Here is a 26,915-nt window from a genome sequence, read left to right as displayed (position 1 = left end):
TGGGCTAGCGGCGTATGACCCTCCACCTGCCTTCGGAACTCGAATGGCTCGGCTACCTCGTGGGCGTGGAATGGCCCGAGGGCGACGAGGACCAGATGTGGGCGCTGGCCGAGGACTGGCGCAATGCCGCCGCCGGCCTGCGCGATCAGATCTCGTCCATCACCGATGCCAAGTCCGCGACGCTGGCCGCCTATGTGAACGGCGACGGTCGCGACGAGATGGCGCAGCTGTTCGACAAGCTGGCCGCACCGGCGAGTGGCGACGGTCAGGGCAATTCGATCCTGGATCTCGCCCAGCATTTCCAGCAGCTGGGTGATTCGGTCGAGGAGACCGGCACCGAGATCCAGTACACGAAGTTGATGTTCTACTCGTCGATCGCGATGGCGCTCGGCGAGATCATCATCGCGTGGGGTTGGCCGCCGACCGCTCCGTTCGTGGAGGCGGCGATCGTCGCCGTCACGCGTATCGCGGTGCGGATGATCGGACGCGCGGCGCTCGACCGCATCCTCGCCATCGCGGCGCGGATGGGCATCACCGCGGTCGTGAAGTTCGCGATGCGCCACATCGTGATGAACACGCTGCTCGGCACCTTGCAGGACTACGGGATTCAGCAGTACCAGGTCGACACCGGGCACAGGAAGAACGTCAACTGGACCCAGGTCGGAGTGACGTCGATCAGCTCCGCCATCGGCGGTGCGGTCGCGGGCCCGATTGGCGGCGCGCTCGGCAACGCGCTCGGCGAGCGCGGCATGAACCGTTATCTGACCGGGCTGATCACCGGTACCACCGCCGGATTGATCGGCGGCGGTGCGGGTTTCGCCGGTGCGACGGCGGTGCAATTCGGCTTCGACGTGGCCCAGCACGGCTGGGACCAGGCCGTCGACAACTTGAAGAACACCCACTTCGATCCGCGCATGCTCACCGGCGGCATGTTCCAGGGCGGGGTGTCGGGTGTGAATCACACGGGGGCGCATACGGTTTGGGAGCCGAAGGTCACCCGCATGCATGCGGGTATCACCCCCGGTGACCTCACCCTGGTGGGTTCGCGCCCGGACACTCCGGGAGTCAACGGCACCGGTGGCAGCCACGATCCGGGAACCAATGGCTCCAACGGTTCTCACTCGCAAGGCCCCGGCTCCGATGGTTCTCGCCTGCATCCGTCCTCGGTCGACGGCGGCGAACCGACCGGCGATGCCGCAGCCCGCCCGGCCGGCGACGGCAGCACCGCGCACCCCGACGCCAACGGCCAGAACGGCGGCGGCGTCACCACCGATTCCCGCACCACCGATCGCAACACCCCCACCGACCAGGGCGGCGCCACCCAGACCGGCCCGTCGAACACCTCCGGATCGACCCCGCAGACCCATGGCGGCGCCGATACCAACGGCGCGGGCGCCGCACCCGCCAGCCACCCCCAGGCGAGCGCACCCGAATCCTCGGCCCCGGTGCAGAGTGGCGTCCAAGGCGGCGGAATCCACGACACATCCTCCGCTGCACCGACTTCCAACGCCGGTGCAAACAGCGGAAGCTCGACCGCCCCTGCGTCCTCGACATCGGGCGGGTCATCCAGCGCAGGTGGCTCCTCCAGCGCCGGCGGCTCCTCGAACGTCGGTGGCTCCTCGAACGTCGGTGGCACGTCGAACGCTGGTGGTTCGTCGAATAGTGGTGGAGCCCCGGCGAATACCGGCGGCGGCTCTTCGAATGCCGCGGTAGCCCCGGCAAGTACGGGTGGCGGTTCTTCCGCCGCGGGCGGCAGTTCGTCGCCCGGAGCCAATGGAGCCGCTACCCACGCGGCGTCCGCCCCGGGTGGCAGCTCGCCCGCTTCCGACACGTCCGCGCGCGCGGGATCGACCGGCGGGCCGGCAGATCCGTCCGCCACCGGATCCCGCGCCGGTGCCCCCTCCGCAACGCCTGCCGGAGCGACTCCGGGCTCGGGGGCCTCGTCTCCCGCCGGTGCGACCGCCGCGAGCGGCTCACCGTCGTCCTCTCCCGTCGCCGCCTCCGCCGGCGGCAACGCCGCCCCGGGCTCGACCACCCAGCACGCCAGTGGCGCACAGCAATCAGCCACCGCCACACCGGACCAGCGCGCAGCCGCCCCCCGTGCAGGCGAGGCGGCCACAGCCCCGAAGGCCGACGCCCCGCGCGCGGACGCCCCGCGCGCCGACGCCCCGAAGTCGGATGCGCCCCGAGCCGACACTTCCAAGTCTGATGCCCCACGGTCGGACAACCAGCGCTCCGACTCCGCCCGCCCCGACGCTCCGCGTTCCGACGGCCGCGCCGGTGCCTCGGACAGCCGCACGGGCACCCCGGAATCGCGCTCCGAAGCTCCGCGCTCCGAATCCACCGGTGAGGATTCCCACCCCGGTACGCGGTCCGAAGGCGACCCGTCCGAAGCGACCACCACCCGCCCGGGCGACCACGACATCGCCCCGGAATCGGAAAAGCCCAGCGGCAGCGGGGATTCGACCCATCCCTCCGACCGTCCTGCCGACACCACGCCGCCGCGCGAAGGCGCAGACCCGACCGCCGACCACCCCGCCGACAAGCCGGACGTCCCCGACGACCACCGTGCCGGCGAGCCCACGGAATCCCGGAAGCCGGTCGACGACCAGTCCGCCGAACCGCCCGCTGAAAGCAACCACCCGGAACAGCACCCGGAGTCCCGCCGTCCAGCTGACGAGCCGACCGAGGCGCCCCACGAGGACCAGCCTGGTGCGCGTCGTGACGAAGACACCCCTGGTACCCGCCGCGAGGACGAGCCGACTACACGCCGCGAGGATGAGCCTGCGGCCCGCCGTGACGACGAGCCCAACACTCGCCGTGAGGATGAGCCGACGGTCCGTCGCGAGGATGAGCCCAACGCTCGCCGTGACGATGGGCCCACCACGCCGCGTGGGGATGAGCCGGAAGTTCGGCGTGATGACCCCGCTGCCCGGCGTGATGGTGAGCCGGAAGCCAATCGCGGTGACGAGCCTGTCGTCCGGCATGAGGATGATCCGGCGATTCGGGACAACGATTCGGTGCGTCCCCGTGATGAGGACGCACGCGAGGACTCGGTCAGGCCGCGGGATGAGGACGCACCCTCGGAAACTGCGGATCGCCCACTGCGGGATGGGCGGGAGCCGACCGCCGACGAGCCGGTGCGTGAACCGGATTCGAACCGCCACGAGGATGTCCCCGCCGAGGAGAAGCGGCCGAGCGGGGAGAAGTCGCCGTCGGACACCTCCGAACCGGTGCACGGCGACCCGGCGCACCGCGATGCGGACAGTCGGGATCGGGGCACGCGGCCGCAGTCGGAATCCGCGGACCCCGAACGTGATTCACACCCGTCGGATCGGGATCGGCGCGCAGGCGATGGATCGACGCCCGAAGACGGCTTCGTGGTCGCGCCGATTCCGCTGGGCGACGGGCCGGAGGTTCGCTCGCACGAGGGCGAGCGCCGCGCACCCGGCGAGCGCCCCGTTGGAGACGAAACCTCGGCCGCGGCCAAGGCTCGCCCCGAGCCAGCCGATCGTGGCGAGTCCCGGCGCGGAGCCCCGCCGGAGCGCACCGACGGTCACAAGCCGCACCCCGGCACCCTGGACGACCCGTCGAATACTCATGTCCGCGACGAGGATTCGACCGAGCCCTCGCCCGGCGATCCGGACGCAGTCCGGGAGAAGTACCGCGGCCGCTGCGGCGAGCTGGCTCTGCGCCTGCTGCGCCAGATCACCGGCAACGAGTCCATCCACCCGCCGCAGCGCCGGGTCGGTCCGGACGGCATGCGCCTCGAGGAGCTGGTGGCCGGTGCGGGCGGCAAGCTGGAGGATTTCCCCAAGGGCCACGAGGGCATCGCGAACCGCCTCCGCAAACTCGGTGACGGCGCATCCGCGCTGGTCGTCGACCGTTATGCCGGACCCGTCGACGAGCACGGTGTGGGCGCGCACGCCTATCTGCTGGTCAACGAGGGCGGCACGATCGTCGTCAAGGACCCGGCCGCCGGGCTCGATCACGGTTTCCCGCCGCGGGTGCCGAAGGAGACCCAGGGCGTCCACGCCATCCTGTTCGACAGCGACGGCAAGGCGGTTCACCCGCTGAAGGCGGCGGTGCGAGCCGGCCTGCTGCATCTGGCGGACGTGCACGTCGGTGAGGCGCATCCGCCGCGCGGTTCGGACGACGCGGATCCCGACAATCCGGTGCGGTTCCTCCGTGAGACCGACGAGGTGCCCCCGCAGTTCTGGCGTGCCCCAGCCGAATACGGCCGGGAGGTCTGGTCGGACGCGCATTCCAGGATGTCCGACGAGCAGCGGGCGGCGATCCGCGCCTACGCCGATGACGCCCCGCAAGGGGAGGGTTCCCGGCCGAGCGCCTCGGATATCGAGGCCGCGCTGCGTGGCGATCGCGAGCTGACTCCCGAGATCGCCGCCGCGATCCGGGATATCGACGACGCCCTCGGCCTGCACCCACTGCCGGAGCCGGTCATGGTGACCCTCAACTCCGGCGCGAACCCGTTCGGCGCGCACCCCTCGGAGCTGCCCGGAACGGTCCACCACCTGTCCGGCTACCTCGACGCGATGCTCGGCATGGTGCCGTCGTACGACGGCCACCAGCACCACATCGAACTGGTCGTGCCCGCTGGAGCCCCCGCCCTGCACTTGGGCGACCTCTCACGACTCGGCACCACCCTCCCGATGATGCTGCTGGCCCACGGCCTGGACATCCGCATCGATTCGGTGGAATCCCGCGGCCCCAACCACTTCGGCATCCGCGGCACGGTCGTCCCGGCCGAGCCCGTCGCCACCCCGCACCCCACCCGCCCCGACGCGGGTTCCGACCGCCCCGGCGCCGACAACACCCGCCCGGACGCGCCGCGCCCCCCGGTGCCGCGCCCGGAAGTGCCTCGTCCCGACGTCACCCGCCCGGATGCGGCCGCCCCCGAAACACGCAGGCCGACAGACGATTCGCCGACCATCAAGGATCGCGCCGACAATCCGGCGGCCAGCGACGACCGCACTCGTCCCGACCTACCCGCCGGTGACGATGCGCCGACCCGCACCGACGAGCGCCCGACCACCGAGCGCCCACGTGACGCCGAGCAGCCCCACGACGCCGAGCGGTCTCGTGACGCCGAGGACCAGTCCGCCCGCGCCCGCGAAGAGTCCACCGACCCCACACGCCCCGAGCCCCACGAGGATGCCCGCCGCCCGCAGGCCACCCGCGAGGACGTCGCCCGCCCGCACGAAACTCGCGAAGACGTCGCACGGCCGCAGGAAACGCGCGAGGAGACCGTGCGCCCGAAGGACTCCCCCCGGGAGTCGCGCGAGACCGTCCGCTCACAGGACACCCGGGAAGAAGCGGTCCACCCTCAGGACACGCGAGACGACCTCGTGCGCCCGCAAGATATGCGGGAGGACGTTGCGCGGCCGCTGGAAACGCGGGAAGACCCCGCACGACCGCGAGACGAGCAGGCGCAGGAAGCGCGCGAGAAGGCTGTCCACACGCAGGACACGCGGGAGGATGTTGCCCGGCCGCAAGGGTCACGGGAAGACCTTGCGCGGCCGCAAGATACGCGCGAGGACATCACCCGGCCCCAGGATGCGCAGGCGCAGGACGCGCGCGAGAAGGCCGTCCACCCGCAGGACACCCGGGAAGACGTTGCGCGCCCGCACGAGACACGCGAGGACGTCGCCCGGCCGCAGGAGACGCGGGAGGACATCGCGCGGCCGGAGAATGCTCGCGCCGAGGCCGCCGAGACTCGCACCGACACCCCGCATCGGGAAGAGGGTGTGGTGCGGCGGGTGCTGCGCCGGTTGAAGGTGCGGCAGCGGGAGTTGCCCGCACCCGGTGGTGAGGGGTCGGAACGCAGGCCGCAGCAGCGTCAGGACACGGACAACGGTCGCCGCGACGCCGACAATGATTCCGGCGCAGGGCATCCCGGGGACGAGGCGGCGTCCGACTGGTCGCACCGCCCACAGGACGACTGGGCGAAGCTGAATCGCGAGCGCATCATCGAGCGGCTGCACGAGGAATGGGATCTCGTGGTCACCGGCTTCGACAACACGCATGTCGATGTCGAGGTGCTGCGCGAATTCGCCCGTGCCATCGAGGACATGTTCGACCGGTTCCCGGACACCGAGCTGATGGAAGTCCGCATAGCCCGCCTCGATGACGACTCCGTGTTCGCCGAGGTGGATCCGGGCAAGGACGAGAACGGCCACTTCGCCGATATCCTCACGCTCAACGAGCGTTTCGCCCGCAGGCCCGAAGACCTCGCCCGCCGGGTCCGGCTCAGCGAGGAGAACGGCCACCTGGTCCCGGGTTCCGGTGACCGCCCGGTCTATTCGACGATCGTGCACGAGTTCGCGCACGCCATCGACTTCACCACCCAGATGAAAGCCCGCGTCGACGCTTTCGAAGCGCTGGAACGCCACTTCGAGCGCACCGACGGCGGCGATACAGAGGATTTCCTGGATTGGCTGCACGACGAGCTGAGCGGTTACAGCTTCGACGAGCACGACATGTACGACCATGCGGAGGCTCTGGCCGAGGCCTTCACCGACGTCGTCCTCAATGGCGAGTTGGCCTCGGAGCCCGCTCAGATCCTCTACAAACACCTGGAGCAGATCTACCGCGCGCACGCCGCCGACAACCCGGTCTACGAGCGCGAGGCCCCCGAGCATCGGTCCCGTCCCGTCGACGAGGATCCGAGCCCGGCCGCCCGCCGCGCCCGTGAGCTGGAACCCCAACCGCAGCAGGTGGATCGCCTGATGCCGGCCGAGGCCGCCGGCCACGCCGCGATGTCGCCGGACAGCCTCGAGCACTCCGCGGAGCCGATCCCGCACGACGCCCTACCACAGGACGAGCCGCCGGGGGACTGGTCGCCACGCCCGGACGACTTCTGGTCCGGGTTGGATCGCGACCGGATCATCGGGGAACTGCAGGCCGCGCACGATCTCACCCTCCTGGGTTTCGACGATCCGGCCATCCACCCGGAGGTGTTGCGCGAGTTCGCCCGCGGACTCGAGCGGGTGCTGGCCGACCATCCACAGATCAACGTGCGGATGCTCGAGATCGGCGAGCCGATGAACCCGAAGGCCTTCGCTGAGACCAGGCCCGTGACCACGCACGACGGCCGGCTGGTCACCGAGCGGATCGTGTTCAGGCAAGAGTTGATCTCGAAACCGCAGGTCTTCGCCGAGGCCATCCGGGGTGCGGAGAGCCGGGGGCACTTCCCGCCCGGAACCGGTGACCGGCCCTTCTATTCGGTCATCGTGCACGAGCTCGGTCACGCTCTCGACAACGCGGGTGCTCAGGGCGCCCGCCAGATCGCCGAGCTGACGCTGATCGACCACTTCATGCAGGCCGACGGCGACCTCGTGGGGGGTTACGACCGGTGGGTCGAGCAGCTGTCCGGCTACAGCTTCGACGGCGACGGGCTCAATGCCGCCGAGGCGCTCGCGGAGGCGTTCCTCGACGTCAAGCTGAACGGTGACAACGCCAGCGAACCCGCCAAGATCCTCAACCGCCTGCTGGAGGAATACGCGGCGAGCGACCGCCGGGTCGACCCGGAGTCCACGCAGGAACCGGGATTCGTGCTGGAGCCGCCGGAACCGATCGAAACGCCAGCGGTGGTGGATCATTGGACCGAGCTCGATCGCCAGCGCGTGCTGGATCGGATCAATATCGACCTCGGGATCGAGACGGTCGGCTTCCATCTGGTCGGCGATGTGGAGATCCTGCGCGAGTTCGGCCGGGCCCTGGAGGAGGGGATCGCCGACAATCCGGGCATCAAGCCGCGGCGCGCCGAAATCGGTGTGATTCCCAAGGATCCCGACGCCTACGCCATCGCGATCGGTGTCCGGAACGAGGATGGCAGCGGCCCGTGGCGCCCCGATCGGATCGTGTTCAACGACCGGTGGGCCATGGATCCTGAGGGGTTCGAGCGGAACGTCCGCGCGGCGGGCGCCGCCGGATTCCATGTACCGGGCGCCGACGCGCGGCCGGTGTACGCGGTAATCGTGCACGAATACGGTCATCTGGTCGACCATTACGGCCAGATGGAGGCTCGCGAGGGCCTGTTGCAGGCGTTGGCCGAACGGTACGTGGAGACCAATCCGGGCTCCGACTTCGCCGAGTTCACCCGCTGGCTGCGCGGTGAACTGCCCGGCTACGCCTTCGACAAGAACGGGCTGCTCGATCCGGGGGAGGCGCTGGCCGAGGCGTATCGCGATGTGAAGCTCAATGGCGACAACGCTTCCGACCTGTCGAAGATGATGGTGGACCGGCTGCACGCCGCCGCGCGCGACGCCGCGGGTCTGCACGCGCAGGACCCGTCCGTGCCGCCCGAGCACGGCTCCGGAGAGAATCGTCAGGACCGGCTGGGCTCCCACGAAGAATCCGCGTCACCGGCGGAAAAGCCTGCCACCCAGCATAATTCGGCCGATCCCGAACGCTCCGCATCGCCCGAGGATGCGGCCGATCCAGCTCCGGCCCACCCGCCCGCAGATTGGTCGCCGCGCCCGGACGACTTCTGGTCGGAGCTGGATCGCGGCGGGATCATCCGCGAGATGCGGGACCTGTTCGGCATCACCAGGTTCGAGGGCCTGGACAACACGTCGGTCGATCCGGAGGTGTTGCGCGAGTTCGCCCGAGCGCTCGACGATGCCACCGCCGGAAACAAGATCACCTTGCGCGGCATCGAGATCGGCGAGCCGGTCTTCGAGGACTCCCTCGCGGAGGCGACCAGTGTGCGCAACCCGGATGGCAATCTGGTCACCGACAAGATCGTGGTGCGCCTGGAGCATGCGCTGGATCCCGCCGAGATGGCCCGGATCGTGCGGAGCGGCGAGGCCGGCGGGTCGTTCCCGCGGGGAGCGGGCGAGCGCCCGATGTACTCGGTCTTCCTGCACGAACTCGGTCATGCGATCGACCACGCCGGAAACCGCGCGGCCCACTCCGAACTCGCGAACGCGCTACTGGACCACTACGTGCGCACCTACGGCGACACCACGCCCGTCGAATACCTCGGCTGGCTCTCGCAGCTCTCCGACTACAGCTTCAACGCCGACGGCTCGATCAACCACTCCGAGGCGCTGGCGGAAGCCTTCGTCGACGTCACTCTGAACTTCGACCACGCCACCGAACCCGCCAAGGTCCTGCACCGCCTGCTGACCGACCGCGCCGCGGACAACGCCCACCTGGTCCGTGATCCCGCACCGTCGGCCGAACCGGTGAAGCAGGCCGGCGAGGCGCCACACGACACCCCGCCCGCCGATGCACACCCCGACGCCATCCGTGGAGATCATCGCCCCGACGCCATCCGCGCCGACGATCGCCCCGAGCCTGTGCGGTCCGACGACGGAAAGCCCTCCCCCGAACCGGACCTGGTGCTCTCGCCGCCGGAGCCGCCCGAGGTTCCGGCTATCGTCGACCACTGGACCACCATGGACCGCCAGGGCGTCGTCGACCACATCCAGAACGAGCTCGGCATCCCGACCGTCGGCTTCCATCTCCCGAGCGATGTCGAGACGCTGCGCGAGTACGGCCGTGCGCTCGAGGACATGATCGCCCAGCATCCGGGCGTGAAGCCGAAGAGCGTCGAGATCGGGTTCATCCCGGAGGATCCCGACGCCATCGCCGTCGTCTACCCGGGATACGAAGGCGATATCCCGATCGCGAAACGCATGGTGTTCAATGACAAATGGGTCATGGGCACCTCCCGCTTCGAGGAGGTCATTCGCGCAAATGTCGAGCAGGGCAAGCACGTCGCGGGATCCGATGCGCGGCCGGTGTATTCGGCCATCGTGCACGAGTACGGCCATGTGCTGGACCTCGCCGGTGAGCACGAGGCCCGCTACGAGCTGATCGACGTCCTGCAAGCGCATTTCGAGGCCACCCACAGCGGTCCGCTCGATGCCGACGCCTTCACCGAGTGGCTGCACCAGCTCCCGGACTACGCGTTCGACAAGCAGGGCGCCCTCCACTACGGCGAGGCCCTGGCCGAAGGCTTCCGCGATGTCATGCTGAACGGCCGGAACGCCGCCGAGCCGTCGCAGGTGATGTACCAGCTGCTCCGCGTCGCCGCCCAGGACTCGGGCATACTCCAGCCGCACGGCTCGACGGGACATCAGGGCCCGACCGGACACCAACCCGCACCGACCGAAAATCGTTCTACGCCTTCCGAACTCCGCTCCGCAGCGTTCGAGCAGTCGGGGTCGACGGAGCGTCCGCCCGCGGCGTCCGAGCGCGAATCTGCCCCCACCGAGCATCGGTCCAAGTCGTCTGAGCGTGAGTCCGCGCCGACGGAGCGTCGATCCGAACAGCCCGAGCGCGAGTCCGCGTCTACCGAGCGGGGTGCCGCGCCCGCCGAGCGTCAGCCCGCGCCCGGCGAGCGTAGGTCCGCGCCCGTCGAGCGCGAGCCCGCGATGGCCGACAACAAGCGTCGGTCCGGGGTGGACGCCCGCCCCGACATGCTGGGATCCCGCGACTCGTCCGGGAATTCGTCGGATTCCCACGATCCGAACCGGCCAGATCGTCCCGACCCGAACCAGTCCGACCCACGCGAATCCAACGACCCGCCCGCCGGTGCCCAGGAACCCGTCCAGCCCATCGCCCCGGGCACAGTGCGACCGGCCCTCGAATCCGGCACTCCCGCAATGGAACCGGCAGTGGGCGACGCCCGCTGGTTCGACCAGCGGATGGCCGAGCACGCCGATTTCGCGGCGGACATGGAGGCCAAGCACGCCCGCTTCCTGCACGAGATGGCCGATTCCGCGCCTCCCGGCAGCACCGAGGAACGCCTGTTCCGCGAGCAGGCCCGCGAGGTCGACGAGATGGCCCGCCGCTCCGCCGAACGCGCCGACCGTCTCTGGGCGGACCTCGGCGGCCGCCCCGACCCCGCCCCGGCCACCCGCCCCGTCGGAGAGGAAGGCGCTGCAACCGGTCCGGGGAACGGTCAGGAGTCCGGAGCAGGATCGCGGACGGGCCAAGAGTCCGGAGCAGTATCGCGTACGGGCAAGGACTCCGGAACCGAGTCGCGCGCCGGGCAGGACGATGCGGCCGGGTCGCGCGACGGTCAGGACCACACGCCTGAGACCGCCGCGGCGGGCGACGGTCAGCCGCCGAACGCCGGTCCGCCCCGCCGGTCCGCCGCCACCCCGGACGATCCGGACGCGTGGTTCAACGAACAGCGCGCCATCCAGGCCGACTGGGTGGCCGGCATGGATGCCAAGCGCGCCAAGTGGTTCCACGACATGGCTGACCAGCTCGAACCCGGTAGTCAGCTCGAGCGCGAGGCGCGCTTCGAGGCCCGCATGGCCGACGCCGAGGCCCGCCTGTCGGCCTTGCGCGCCGAGTACATGTGGGACTTCGCGGGCGGCCGCCCCGAATCCACCCCCGGCGAAGCCGCAGCCAAACAGCCCGCGAGCAGCTCCGCCGACGATCCGTCCCGCCCGGCTCGTCTCACCCCGCCCGGCCCGTCCACCCCCGTGCCGCCCTCCACGACCGCCCCCCGCTCCGGCGACGGCGCCGGGTCGGAAGGCACCGGCCCCCGGTCGAAACCGCTGGGCACGAACCCTGATGAAACCCCGACAGTCGAGGTCAAGCGTCCGGAGCAGACAAATCCCGATGAGACACCGACTGTCGAGCTGAAGCGTCCGGAGGGGTCGAACCCCGACGAGACTCCGACGGTCGAAGTGAAGCGGCCGGCAGAGTCGAACCCGGATGAAACCCCGACTGTTGAGGTCAAGCGGCCGGAGCAGACCAACCCGGATGAGACGCCGACCGTCGAGGTCAAGCGCCCGGAGCCGTCGAACCCCGATGAGACACCGACCGTCGAGCTGAAGCAGCCCGAGCAGTCCAACCCGAATGAGACTCCCACCGTGGAGCTTCCGCGCCAGGAGGCGGAGGCGCCCAAGCCGCCCGCCGATCCGGCCGAGGCCTCGCCCGGATTGCAAGCCGCCCTCGAGCGCCTGCGCGCGGCGGATGCGGAGGCCGGGGAGCGTCCCCGCAGCCTGGAGGACCAGGTCTACGGCGCGCGCCTGACCGACGCGCTCGGTGTGGTCGAGGCGCTGGCAAAGCGCCCGGACGCCCTGTCCGCGTTGCGGCATCTCGCCGAAACCGCTGCGGCCGAAGGCTTCTTCCACGATCCGGCGAATGGTCTCAACACCCGTCCGCACGCGCCCGAGGGCGGGGAGCCGCGCACGCTCACCCTGGAGGAGCTGCGCACCGAACTCCTGCACCGTCTCGGCCTCCCCGAGTCCACGCCCGACGATCAGCTGCCGCGCATCGTGGGTGACGAGCAGCTGCGGAACCTGTTGCGCGCGGGCGGAATCGAGGCTCTCCGCGACGCGGTCTTGCGTCACGACACCGCGACCGGCCCGGAGCGCGAGCACGCCGCCCGCACCCGCGACGGCTGGGCGGACCTGCTCGGCGTCGACAAATCCCTGCTCGACCCGGCCTCCACCACCCCCGAGCAGCGCCGCGCCGTCCTCGACGAACTGCGCGCCGAAACCCTGCGCCACGCCGCCGACGCCGCGGACCTCATGGTCGCGAGCTTCCACCACCCGACCTCCGACCACACCCACGTGGTCCTGGAGGCCGACGGCGAGCGCGTCCACATCCGCGTGACCGAGGACGCCGACGGCAACAAGCGCGCCGAGATCATCCAGCGCCCCGACCTGCCGCGCGAAACGCCTGCGGAGACAAAGGAACCGGAGAAGAAGCCGGGCTGGCTGAAGCGCATGTGGCGGCGCATGATGCACGGCTATCACGGTCAGTCGCCGAAGTACCCGTCCGGTTCGGGCAATGACTCCAAGGGTCAGACCATGCTGGCCATGGAGATCGGCTACGTCACCCACGACGAGGCGCTGCTGCATCTGAAGGACAAGTTCAACCCGGCGCGCATCCTCAAGGAGACCGCGACCCTGTGGAAGGAGCGCGAGCGCCTGCCGCTGGTCAAGCATCTGACCGCCCGGGTGGCCGATGTGGCCGGGACCATGATCCCCATGCGCACCCGCGACGGCGGCGAGTACCGCCCGTGGGTCACCGAGGCAGATCCGCGGATTCGCGCCGAGGTGGAGGAGACCCTGCGCGGCGCGAACATGCCGATCGAATCGGAAATGCCGGAGCCGCAGCACGAACCGCTCGATCGCGGCCCCGTCCTCGATCCGCCCGCGCCCCGTGAGTGGAGCGCCGACCTGCCGCAACCGCTGGTCGACGCGGTCACCACTCGTGACGCCGCCCTCAGCGATCTGGTCCGCCTGGCCCGCGAACTGAAGATCGACATTCCCGACGACAGCCCGGAAGCCCTGCGCCGCGTGGTGAACGAGGCCGTCTACAAGCTCATGCGCCGCGCGGGCGCGATCGAGGCGTTGCGCGATGTCAGCGAACGCTGGCTGATGGAGGACGCGCAGATCCCGTTCAGCCGCGAGGTCAGCATCTTCGACAAGGATCCGCTGGGCCGCTACCTGCGCGAGTTCGCGCACGCGGAGGCGCTCCGCACCGAGGAGGAGAAGGCCGCGCGCCGCCGCGCGGAGGCGGGCGTCGGCCCGGACGACGATTCGCTGGAGTTCCGCCCCCGCCGCCCGCGCGCCTCCTTCCTGGATCTGCAGGGCGTCAACAATGGCGGTGAGTGGCCGCGCCACTTCGACGACGCGGACGAGGAACTGTCCAACCGGCGTGAGGGCCGCCTGTTCGAGGACGCGTTGCGCCGCGACCAGATTCAGGACGAGCGCTCGAACTGGGCGCAGCTGCTCGAGATCGAATTGAAACGGCTCGAAACCGAGGCGGGGCTGCAGCGCGCCATCACCGAGGCCCGTATGGGCGTGCGCGATGAGGCGCACGGGATCGCCGAACTCGACGCGGCCGTCAAACATTTCATCGATCTGGACGCCGCAGCGCGGCGGCACGCCGCCGAGCTGGCCGACGCGGCCGCCCACGACTGGGTGAACGAGCACGGCGGTGTCATGCTCGACCCCGAGCGCGGGCTGGCGGTGTTACCGGGTGAGCCGCGCCGGCTGGTGGTGATCCGCGGTGAAGCGGATCACGATGTGCGCCTGATCGATTCGCTGTCCGCGCACCCGGAGATCCGGGAGCAGCTCAATCGCGGCGAACTGCGGCTGGACTACCGTGTGCTGGGCCTGGACGCCAATGACCGGGTCCAGGTCATCGAGGTGGATCCGCCGCAGGTCCGCTTCCACGACGTCGACGTCGACGGCGAGCGCACGCCGGTCGCCTTGCTGCGCAACGGCCTCGAGCCGTGGCGCATCGTGCAGCCCACCCCGGAGGCGCGGGCCCCGCACGCCGAGCCGGCCACCGAGCCCGCCGCGCCGCGCGATCCGGCCGTGGTGCGCGCCGAACGCAACGCGGTGGCCGCCCGCCTATCGGTCTACGACATGGATCTGGGCAAGAACCTGGCCCAGACCATCCAGGACCTGCACCACGACAACGCGTTGCGCGCCGCCCAGATCGAGGGCATGGCCGACTTCATTCGCAGCTCGGACGCCATCGACAGCTTCCACGACCTGGATCGCACCCTCCAGCAGCTGGCGCACCGCCTGGACCTCGACCCGGACACGCTGACGCCGCGGAAGCTGGCCGAGGCCATGGCCGACCCGAACGTGCGCAAGGTGCGCCGTCTGCAGGCCGTCGACGACTTCATCAAGTACGCGAAGGCGCTGCGCGAGAACATCGATGAGAAGGCGGTGCTCGCGGCCCGTAAGGAGCTGGCGAGCCGGCTCGGCGTGGAGCCGGACGACTTGGCCCCGACCAAACCGAAGACCGAGAACGGCGAGGTCGTCGGGACCAAGACGGACTCCAAGAACACCGACAAGCACGCGCTGCTGGATGCGATCAACAACCTGCTGAGCGACTCCGCCAAACGCCCGGAACTGCTGGCGGCCCTGGTCGAATACAGCAGTGTGCTGGGCGACCTGGATCCGTTCCGCCAGAACCTGCGCTACGACCCGCTGACCGACCCGCGTGCCGTCGACGGCGAACTGCCCATCCACGACGGCGACGCCCCGGCGATGCTGCGCGCGTTCATGAACGACTCCATCGGTGAGCCGCCGCTGTCCGACAATCCGTCGGCGGCGGCCACCGTGTGGTCGCGTCTGCTCGGCGTGCACATGAACGACTTCGCCCGCACGGTGAAGATCTACACCGAGCAGCTCGGCGGCCTGCACGACCGGGTGACCCCGAAGCAGTTCGCCGATGTGCTGACCACCCTGCGCGAGACCGGCGACCTGACCATGGCCCACGAGCGCTACCGCGACAGCGCCGCCGACCCGGCCAAGACCCTGTCCAAGGACCAGCTCTCCGATCTGGTGCGCGGTGTCCGCAGCGCCCGCTACGCCGAGGTGTACGAGGCCTACCGCGACGGCAAGATCGAGAAGCACGAGCGGCTCAGCGCCAAGGAACTGGCCGCCACCATCGACGAACTGCGCGCCGACGTCAACGCCCGCGAGGCCGACATCAAGCTGCTGGAGAAGCTGGCCGCCGAGCACGACCAGCTGACGAAACCGCGTCCGCCGGCGGGCCCGCCGCGTGACCCGCGCGCGGTCGCCGCGGATCTCGCCGCCGCCCGCCACGAACTGCAGATCGCCGCTGAGGGCCGCGACTACGCGCAGGGCCGGGCCTACCGCGAGAACCCGGGCCCCGGCTTCCGGCCGCTACGCGAGGGCGATCTGACCCCCGAGCGGATGCCGGGTACCAACGACTATCTCAGCAACCGTCCCGCCGAAGAGGGCGGAAATCTGACGGGCCTGGAGCAGCGTCTCACCGATCTGACCGCGGCCGTGGAAGAACACGACGGTGCGCAGTCCCGGGTCCACGACCTCGAGGCCGAAATGCGTCGCGCCGTCGAGGCCGGTGCCGGTCCGGACGAGTCGCCGGTGGACGCCTGGAAGCGCGAAGTCGACACGGCGCGAGCGGAATTGGAAGAGCTCATCGCCGCCGACCCCGGCTGGGCGCGGCAGGGTGTCGACCGGACGCTCGCGGACCTCGAACGACTGTCCCGCATGCCCCAGCAGTGGGGCGATGTGTTCACCGACGAGTTGGTCCCGCTGCGCGACGCGGCCCACCGCTACGAGCAGGCCCGAGAATTCCTCACCGCCGCCGAGTCCGACGCCGCCGCAGCGGCGCGCGCCGCAGAAACCCCGGAACAGACCGCTGCCCGCGAATTGGCCTCGGCCCAAGATGATCTCGCGAACGCCGCCCCGGATGACCGTCAGGCCGCGCAGGACCGCGTCTCCCGCTGGGAAGCCGAGCACCGCCTGCTCGAGGCCCGAGCCGCCCACGCGGCAGACACCCCGCACCAGGCCGCGGAACGCGCCCGCACGGCCGCGCACGATGACTTCACCCGAGCCATCGAGGACTTCCACCACGCCACCGGCCTGGACGTCACCGAAGCCGAACTCGCCCCGGAACACCTGCGCGACACCGTCAACCGCCTGCTCCCCGAGGCGCGCGGCACCGTGCCCGAGGTGGTCGGAGCTTTCCAGCGACTCGAGGATGCGGCCCGCGCCCTGCACCGCGCTGACGCCCTGACCGAGTGGGTCGACGCCCACTTCCCGGACTCCGGCCACACCGGTCGCGAGGGCGAGGACCCCGGCGCTTCGGGCGCCCCGACCCGCCCGCAAGGCCCGACCCAGCCCAACTCCGACCCGTCCTCCGCAGCCCGCAATCCGGAGGGCGACGGCCAGGAGGGCGGCTCTCATGCGGTGACGCACAACGACTCCGGCGAGACCGACGTCAATCAATCCTTCGCGCGGCGTGTTGAGGACGCGATCGCGGCCGGTGAGGCCGAGGTGGTGGTCCTCAGCACCGGTATGGGGCGGATGGCCGAGCGGGTCGAGTTGGTCACCTTCGCCACCGAGCCGCCGACGCAGCTGATCCGGAAGATCGTCACCAATCCGCAGCACTCCCACGCCGAGGCGCTGGTCTCGCTGGTCGGCCGGGCGGTCGGCGCGAATGTGCCGCTGGTGCACCGGGTCGAGGACCGCGTGGTGTACATGGAGGTGATGCCCGGCGAGGTCGGGGCGGACCGTTTCACGACGCCCGAGGACGCGGGTCTGGAAGCGGCGCTGGCAACCCCCGACGGCCGTCGGCTCGGCCTGCTCGACGTGCTCGTCGGCATCCCCGACCGCAACCTCGTCAACTGGCTGATCACCGCGGACGGGCACATCAGCGGAATCGGCCACAGCCTTGCCTTCGGCGGCGGTCGCCGCGGTGACGAACTGTCGAGCAGCCTGTTCGCCCGCCACTACGCGACCCAGGGCGCCAACGGCGAAATCACCTGGCACGACCATGATCTGAGCGCCGGAGACATGGCCGGCATGCGTACCCGCCTGGAGGGCCTGGCCCCCGAGTTCGCCGCCCTGGGCCGCGACGACTGGCACCGCGCCCTGATGGATCGCTTCGACGAGGTCCAGCGGCATGCCCGCGCCTCCGACGCGGGACGCACCGGCGACGAAGGCGACCCGGGCCCCATCCCGGCACGCCCGAGCAACCCGAAGCCGCCCGGCTCCAGCCCGGCCGCGGCCACCCCTCCCGTCGGCGCGACCCCGCCCGGCGCGGGCGGCGGCGGCAAGGAGCCCCCGAACCGGAACTCCTCCAGCCCACCGAATCCCGACCCGGACGAGCCGGGCAACTCCGGTCGAAACGGCGACCAGAACTCCACCCCGCCGTCGAAGCCCGGCGGCGGGCAGACCGCGAAACTGCCGGAGGGCAGCGAAGACCCGACGGTCAACCTGTCGGCCAGCGGCGAGGACTCGACCAAGAAACTGCCGGAGGGCAGCGAAGACCCGACCGTCAAGAACCCGCCGCCGGGCGAGGCGTCCACGTCGAAGACGTTCGAGGGCAACGACGACCCCACGGTCAACCTGTCGCGCGAGAACGCCTCGAACGAGCAGACCTTCGAAGGCAACGACGATCCGACGGTCAAGAACCCGCCGCCCGGTGAAGAATCGTCCTCGAAGCCGTTCGAAGGCAACGAAGACCCGACCGTGCAGATGGAGCGGGGCAGCGAGGCCAAGCCGTCGGGCAGCGAGGATCCGACCGTCGAGCTGACCCGGCCGAGCGAGGCCGCGACGCTCGAACTGCCGCGGGTGGAAGAGGAAGTGCTGCCGGTGGATCCGGTGGCGGACTCGCCGTCACTGCAGGCGGCCGCCCGCTTCCTGCGGGACGCCGTCAACGACCCGCTGGCCCCCGGCCGTGAGGTCAATGCGGTGCTGTTCACCGCGCGACTGATGGACGCGCTCGGCCTCGATACCGCCGCGGCCCACCTCAACGATCCGCTCGCCCACTTCCGCGAGATCGCCGAAATGGCCAAGGCGCGCGGCTTCTTCGGCGACCCCGATGACACCGCTCCGCCGCTGCCCATGCGCGAGGCCGACGACTATCGGCCGTTGACCCCCGAGGAGCTCTACGGTTCCGAGGAGTACTGGCGCACCGAGGCCGACCCGGAGACGCTGCGCGCCATCGAAGCGCATCTGCGCGAGACCGGTCTGGACCGCCGGCTGGCCGAGCTCGGGGCCGAGGAGCCGACCCGGGCCCTCGACCCCGCCGCCACCAGGCGCGAATTGCCCTCGAGCGCATCGCATCCCGAAGGCGGCGGCGAACCAGTCCGGGAACGCCCGCTGGAGACCTGGTCGCAGCGCCCGCACGATCCGGAAGGCTCCGAATCCCGCGTTTTCACCCTCGAGGAGCTGCGGAACCGCCTCGCCGGTGAGTTCGGCCTGTCGGAGGAGCACCTGCAGCGGCGGAACCTGCCGGAGCTCGCGGGTGACCTGCAGTTCCGGAACATGCTGCGGATCGGCGGACTCGAGGCCCTCGACCATGTGCTGAGCCTGCACGACGCCGCCACCGGCGCCGAGCGCGAGCACCTGGCGCGGGTGCGCGACGAGTGGGCGCGTCTGCTCGGCATCCCCGAATCCGTCCTGGATCCCCTGCACACCACCGTCGAGCAGCGCGACGCCGTGCTCGCCGCCGCCCGCACCGAGACCCTGCGCCGTGCGATGGATGTCGCCGACCTCATGGTCGCCGCCCTGCACGTCCCGAATTCCGAACACGCGCATGTGGTCCTGGAGACCGACGGCGAACGCCTGCACGCTCGCATCGTCGAATCGCCGGATGGCACCAAGCGTGTCGAGCTGGTCCCGCGGCCGGAGCTCGGTCCGCTCCGTCCTGCGGCGAAGCCGTCGCCGAGCTGGATCGACAACCTGCTGCAGCGCCTGCAGAAGGGCTATCACGGGCAGTCGCCGAAGTACCCGTCCGGCTCGCGCCTGGATTCCTCCGGAATCTCCCTGCTGACACTGGAGTTCGGCTACCACGTCCTGCACGACAACGACTTCCTCGGGATGAAGCCCAACTTCAACCCGGTGCGCATCGGCAAGGAGATCCTGACCCTGTGGGAGGGGCGTGAGCACCTGCCGTTCGTGCGTCGCCTCTCCCGCCGGGTCGCCGATATCTCCCCGCCGCAGATCCCCATGCGCACCGCGGACGGCGGCGAATACCGCCCGCACGTCACCGAGGCCGATCCGCTGCTGCGCGCCGAGGTCGAGGAGTCGCTGCGCGTGGCGGAGATGACCATCGAGTCGGAACTGCCCGAACTGCGGCATGAACCGGTCGATCCGGTGACCGCCGGGCCCGAGCCGCACGAGTGGGGCACCGATGTCCCGCAGCCGCTGGTGGACGCCGCGGACGCCCGCGACGCCGCGCTGGTGGATCTCGTGCACATGGCCCGGGAACTCCGCATCCCTCTCGCCGACGCCGAACCGCAGACCGTGCGGGCCGCGGTCGAGGAGGCTCGGTACCGGCTCATGCGTCGCGGCGGTGCGGTCGAGGCGTTGCGCGACGCAGGGCAGCGCTGGCTGGTCGAGAACAAGGTCATCCCGTTCAGCCGCGAGATCAATATCTTCGACAAGGATCCGCTGGGCCGCTTCCTGCGCGAGTTCGCCCATGCCCGCGGCCTCGAGCTGGAGGAAGTGAAGGCGCGGGTCCGCCGTGAGGAGGCGGGTGTCGGGCACGACGATCCGCCGCTGGAATTCCGTGCGCGCGAACCCCGCCCGTCCCTGCTCGACGTGGAGGGCGTCAACAATGGCGGCGAATGGGTGCCGCACTTCGACGATGTCGACGAGGATCTGCTGGATACCCGCGAGGGCGCGCTCTTCAAGCACGCGCTGCGCCGCGACCAGATGCTGGACGAGCGCTCGAACTGGGCGCAGCTGCTCGAGGTCGCACTGAACCGGATCGAGACTCAGGCGGACCTGGATCACCTCGTCTCCGATATGCGCATGAGCGTCCGCGACGGACGCGCCCGGATGCTCGAGTTCGCCGCTATGGCAGACCGTTTCCTCGGCGCGGACGAGCAGCTTCACGGACGCGTTCACGAGGTCTCCGATCTAGCGGCCCGGGAATGGGCCGACGCCAACGGCGGCGTCATGCTCGATCGCGACCACGGTGTGGCGCTGCTCCCGGGCGAGAACGGCGGCCCGGAACGCCTCGTGGTGATTCGCGGCGACGGTGAGCACGACATCCACCTCGTGGACGCGCTCGCCGCGCACCCCGACGTGCGGCGAATGATGAATCACGGTGAGCTGCAACTGAATTACCGCAGTGTCGACCTCGACGAGCACGGCAACGTCCGGCTGGCCGAGGAAGCCGCGCCCAGTGTGAAGTTCCACGACGTGGAGGTCGACGGCCACCCGCGACCGGTCGCGGTCATGCGTGAGGACGGCAGGGGCCTGCGGCTGGTCGAGCCCACGCCGGAGCCGGTCACCGCACCGCACGAGGCGGGCGATGAACCGGCCGTCCCGCGCGATCCGGAAACCTTGCGGGAGGAGCGCAACAAGTTGGCGCGCCGCCTGCTGCTCGAGGTGGATTTCGACCTCGGCGAGAACCTGGGCCGCACCATCGAGTCGCTGCGACAGGAGCTTTCGCTGCGCGCCTCGCAGCTGGAAGGCATGGCCGATTACATCCGCACGGCGGATGCCATCGACACCTTCAACGATCTGGACCATGCGCTGGGCAATCTCGCCAATCGGCTCGGCCTGGACCCGGATCAGTGGTCGCCGCGCGCGGTGGCCGAGGCGCTCGGCGATCCGCGGTTCCGGATGGGGGAGCTGCGGCATCAGGCGTTCGCCGACCTCATCGAGTACGCGGACGTGCTGCGCAAGAACGGGCACGAGAGTGCCGTGCTCGCAGCCCGGGACCGGCTGGTACGGCTGCTCGACGTCGATCGTGAGAACCTGCACGCCCTCAAAGGCGTCAAGGACGCCGAGAAGGTCGAGATCGTCGGCTTCGAGGAGGACAAGAAGACCACGGTTCCGGACGCCATCGCCAGGGCCTTCGAGAACATGGCCTTCCGGCCCGACGAGCGCCGGGCGCATGCCATCGACGCGCTGACCGACTACATCGAAGCTATCGCCGCGCTCGACCCGCATCGTGAGGGGCTGGTCTACGACCCGAGCACGGACCCGCGGGCCGTCGACGGTGAACTGCCCGTGCACGATCCGAAGGGTCGCGCGCTGCTGAGCGCGTTGTACGGCGACTACGTCGGCGAGCCGCCGCTGGCGAACGAGCTGATCCAGGCCGGCGAGGTCTGGTCGCGCCTGCTGGGCGTGGACACCTCCAATATCGACAAGGCCGTCAAGCTCTACCAGGACCGCCTCGGCAGCCTGCACGATCGGATGAGCCCGGCGCAGCTGCGGGACGTGCTGCGGACCCTGACCGACACCGCCGGCAAGCGGGACGCGGCCTATCAGGTCTACCGCGACAGCGTGACCGATACCCGGAACCTGCTCAGCCCCGACCAGGTTTCGGAGATCGTGCGGGTCGTGCGCAAGGCGCGCGACATCGAGGTGTACGAGGCGTACCGCGACGGCAAGATCGAGAAGCACGAGCGGCTCAGCCCCAAGGAGTTCTCCGTGGCGGTCGAGACCATGCGCGGGGAGATCCAGGCCCGCAAGGCCGAGATCGACCTGCTCGAACGACTCGCGACCGAGCACCACAACCTCACCAATCCGCCGGAACCCGAAGCGCCGCCGCGTGATCCGCACACGGTGGGACCCGAACTCGCGGCGGCCCGTCATGAGCTGCAGGTCGCCGAGGAGGGCCTCGACTACGCCAAGGGCCGCATGTGGCGGGAGCGCGAGGGGGAGGAATTCCGCCCGCTCGGCAACAGCGATCTGACCCCCGACAATCTGCCGGGCACCCAGGACTACCTCGCCAACCGCAACCGCGCGGAGGGCGGCGAGCTGCCGGGCAACGAGCAGCGCATCGACGACCTGTCCACGGCGGCAGCGGAATTCGATCGGGCGCAGAACCGGGTACAGGACCTGGAGACCGAGCTGCGCCGCGGCATGGAAGCGGCCACCGAGCCCGGCGAGACGCCCGCCGACGCCTGGCGGCGAGAAGTCGAATCCGCGCGCGCCGACCTGGAGGCGCTGGTCGCCACCGACCCGGCCGCGCCCCACGGCATCGACCACGCCATCGACCAGATCGAACGCCTCTCCCGCATGCCGCTGGCCTGGGGCGAGATCTGGACCGACGAACTGGTCCCGCTGCGCGACGCCGTGCACCGCTACCAGCGGGCCGACGAGTTCCTGGCCGCCGCCCGCACCGCCGAGGCCGATGCCGCCGCCGCGGCGGCACGCGCCGCGGAGACACCCGAGCAGACCGCGGCCCGCGAACTCGCCACCGCCCGAGACGAACTCGCCGCCGCCGAGGCGCAGGGCGACACCGCCCGCCGCGACGCGGCCGCCGATCGCGCCGCCCGATGGGAAGCCGAGCAGCGCCGCATCGCCGATGCCGTGGCCGCCGACGCGGACACGCCCCAGACGGCCGCCCACCGTGCCCGCGAGGAGGCGCACACCGAGCTGCGCGCGGCCATCGAGAACTTCCAGCGCGCCACCGGTCTCGACGTCACCGAAGCCGCACTGTCCCCGGATCGCCTGCGCGCCACCATCACCGACCTGCTCGGCCGGGCGCACGGCAACCTTCCCGACGTGGTCCGCGCCTTCGACCGCCTCCAATCAGCGGCCGAGGCCTTCCACGCCGCCGACACCGTCGCCCACTGGGTCGACAACCACTACCCCGACCCGGTGCGCGCCATCGACCCCGGCGAAGGCGAACCCGGCGGCGGCCCGAAGCGCCTCGGCCCCGGCACCCCGCCCTCCGACCCCACCGGCGGCGCCCCCGCCCGCCCCGGCCCCACCAAACCCGGCACCGACCCGGCCACGACAGCCAAGCAGCCCGAATCCGGCGCGCAGCCGGTCACGCATTCGTCCACCACCACAACCCATTCCGGGGTGGAGGAGTCCGCCGGCCCGCACCACAACGGCTCGGGTCAGACGGGCGAGCAGACCCATACCGCGCCGGAACAGAACGCCGCGCCCGAGTACACGAGTGCACCGACCGGGTCGAACTGGGTGGTCGTCGAGCCGGGAACCGTTCATACCTGGTCGGATCCGGCGTTGGCGGCCTGGGCCGACGGCGCGATGGCTCAGGCCCGCGCTGCGGCCGAGCGGCACGATCTGATGATGACCGACCTGCACGCGATCGCGCGGGAGCTGGGCGTGAATCCGGATGGGCACGAACTGGGGATACTGAAGGACCTACTGATGTCGCGGGTGAACGAGGAGTCGCTGCGCCAGCAACAGCTCGGCCTGACGCCTCCGGGAACACCCACCGCGGAAGGAATAGCGCGAAAGCACGCCACCGACCAGCGGGTTCGAGAGCTGGCGGACTACGGCAAACGAATTGCCCGGGCCACCAGCAAGGACGAGCAAGAGGCGCAGGCCTTCCACAGAGCGGTCCAGGAGGCGGCGGCGAAGGACATCCTCACCACTCTCGGGGCGGAGATGTGGGGGAGCGGTGTCGGGATCGTGCACGGCAAGAACGACATCGCCGTCGTCGTCTCCCCGAACCCCGACCCCCTTGCCTTCCTCGGGCGGGAGCGTCAGGAAGTCCTTGCCAGGGACAACATTCTGCTAGTCGCAAAGCTGCTCACCGTCGATCTCGACGGCACCATTCACGTCCACGACCTCGACCTTCCGAACCCCCCGCCGGCCCCGGAATCCACCCCGCATTCAGGCCCCCCGACCAAGCCCCCGGCCAGCCCAGGGTCCCCCGGTCGACCCGGAGGCCCTGGCCATCCCGGGACGCCCGGTCAGCCGGGAGGTTCCGGCCATCCCGGCACCCCAGTGCATCCTGGTGCGCCCGGTCAGCCCGGAGTTCCCGTGACCCACAGTGCCTCTGGGCAATCCGTTGCCTCGGCGCATCCCGGCGTTGCTGGGCAATCCGGCGGTGCCGTCGAACCGACCAGCGCTGGCGGCCGAGGCGATGCCGCCCACAGCTCGCAGCCGACCTCGTCGACTTCGCCCACGCCGGAGCCGCCGACAGCGGTGGTCGTCTCCGAGGTGACCACACCTCCCGCTGATGTCAACGGCGCAGTCATGTTCGAAGGCGACCTGCCCTCGAACGCCGATTCCCGTCCGCTCTACCGCGGCGTCCCGCGCCTGCTGCCCGATGGTTCGGTGAGTCCCGCATACCTCGACGGCCTGCGTGGAGTGGTCGCGGCCCGTGGCGACGCCGATTTCGACTACGAAGGCCACATCTCTCACCCCTCCAGCGAGAGCGATGCCACCTCCTGGACCCGCGATCGCGCGATCGCCGAACACTTCGCCCATGACGACGGCCTCATCATGGAATGGCGCACCGGCGCACCCCCCGAAGACGCCACCTGGCGCTTCAAACCCACCTACGACCTCGACGACCTCCTCCACCAGGTCCTCATCCAGGGCACCCTCACCGACGCCCGCGCCATCCGCCACCTCCCGTCCGCCCCAACCCCCGAAACACCCCCCACCCCACCGACCCCCGAGCCCCCGACACGCCCCACCCCGCCCCCGTCCGCCGTCACCACGGCGAGCCCATCCCTCGGCATCGACCCACCCACTCCCGCAAAACCGCACGCGGACAACGCCTCCCAGCTGCCGCCTGCCGAATCACCGCAGGGTTCGGACAACCCAGGCGCGCCCGGTGACTCCACGTCCGCGGAGACGATTCAGCCCGCCGGTGCGGGAGAGCCCGGCAGCACCGACGGCACCGCAAAGCCGCAGGACGACGACGTTTCCCCGCTTCCGGCTCCCTCAAAGTCTGAGGCCTCCGGCGACACATCAGTTCCCGCGAAGCCGACGCCTCCGACCGGAGACGATTCCAGCGGTTCGGAAAGCCAGGGTGCGCCTGGCGATCCGGCCAAGCCCGCTTCGGGTGATTCCGACGGGTCCGATGATTCCGGTGCGGCGGGTGACCCCTTGCACGTCGGTGCAGGTGATTCCGATGGGTCGGGTGCATCAGGCGACCCGATGCAGCCGGATCAGGGTGATTCCGATGGCGCGACCGATGGTTCCGAGCCCGCGGGTGCGGGGGAGTCCGGTGGTTCCGGCGGAACCGGCGAGCATGTCGGTTCCGGGCGTTCAAATGCGGATGATCCGGATGAATCGGGTTCCGGCTCGCCCTCGGAACCGGATGCGGGCGACGGCGACCACTCCGATGGCGACGCCTCGGCCAACGACGACACTCCATTCCGCTACAGCCCGAACTGGCGCTCGCACCTGCCCCTGGTGCCGCACCAGTTCGACCCGGAGTTCCCCGACTACACCCCGAAGCCCCCGGAGCAGCCCGCCCCGTGGACCCTGCCCCCGGACCCCAACCCACCCCACACTCCTCCGCAGCCGCACCAGCCGACGCCACATCAGCCGACGCCGCAGCCGCACCAGCCGCAGCCGACCCCGCACCAGCCGACGCCGCAGCCCCATCAGCCGACGCCGCCGCAGGTGCCGGTCCCGCCGAATACACCGCAGCCGCCTCATATCCCGCAGCCGCCGAACCTTCCGCAGCCCCCGCACATCCCGGGTGCGCCGCAGCAGCCGACCCCGCCGCAGTGGCCGCAACTGCCGCCCAACCCCGGCGCGCCGCAGTGGCCGACGAATCCTGGGATGCCGCAGGTTCCGACGAATCCGGGCATGCCCCAGGTCCCGGTGAGTCCGGGCTGGCCGCAGTTGCCTCATCAACCGGGAGGTCAGCCGGGAGATCCGGGGCTGCCGCAGCAGCCCTCGCGGCCTGGCGTGCCGAACTGGCCTACGAATCCCGGTCTGCCGCAGGTCCCGGCCGACCCGGGTTGGCAGCATCAGCCGGGCGTGCCGCAAACGCCCTCGAATCCGGGTGGGTCGCATTTGCCGCAGTGGTTGACGGATGCGATGGGGTCTCGGATGCCCGCGCAGCCGGAGGCGCCGCAGCAGGGGCATCCGCATACCGATCCGGGTATGCCACGATGGGTGGCGGATTCGTCCGATGGCGGGAATCCGGGTGTGAATGGCGGCGGGCACGCGAGTGCCAACGGCGGCAACGGGATTGGCAACGGTGCCGGCCAGGGGTTCCCTGGTGGCGCGCCTATGATGCCGCCGCAGGGCGCGCCGGGTGGCGGGAACGGGAATGGTTCTCGTGGGAACAGCCGGTTCCCGCGGGCGTCGGGGCGGCCTGCTGCCGGTGGGCAGATTTATCTGCGGTCGCATTCCGGGTTCGGCGAGTACGCGTTGATGGATCCGATGACGGGACAGTTGAGTGCCGCGACGGTCGGGACCGGTGCGCCCGCGGGTGTGTTCGATGAGCTGGATGGTTTGCGGGTTGTTTTCTACCGCGATCCGGCGGCGGGGCTGGTCTTGCGGGTCGGTGATCAGGTGATCGAGTTGGATCGGATGGCGGCGGGGGCGTTGTGGGAGCGTTCGGGGCAGGGCTTCGTGCGCCTGGTGATCGGCAGTCCGGGCGATGTGCGGTGTGAGCTGCGGTACAGCGAGCGGCCGGCGGACTCGGACCTGGGTTTGCTGATTCGCGATGTGCTGTCGGATTCGACGCGCCGGCTGGGGATCTTCGGGTGA

1 protein-coding gene is annotated in these 26,915 nt (G+C 70.5%); it reads left to right on the top strand.

Going from position 1 to position 26,915, the window contains the following annotated elements; translation table 11 throughout:
* Positions 1–14 precede the first annotated feature (14 nt).
* On the top strand, positions 15–26,915 hold the full coding sequence (locus ACWEOI_RS01150) for a WXG100-like domain-containing protein (protein ID WP_452358642.1): 26,901 nt from the start codon (positions 15–17) through the stop codon (positions 26,913–26,915).

The organism is Nocardia sp. NPDC004340 (assembly GCF_053602575.1).
Note: the sequence above shows the minus strand (reverse complement) of the source record. Positions and strands in the feature narration are given on the sequence as shown.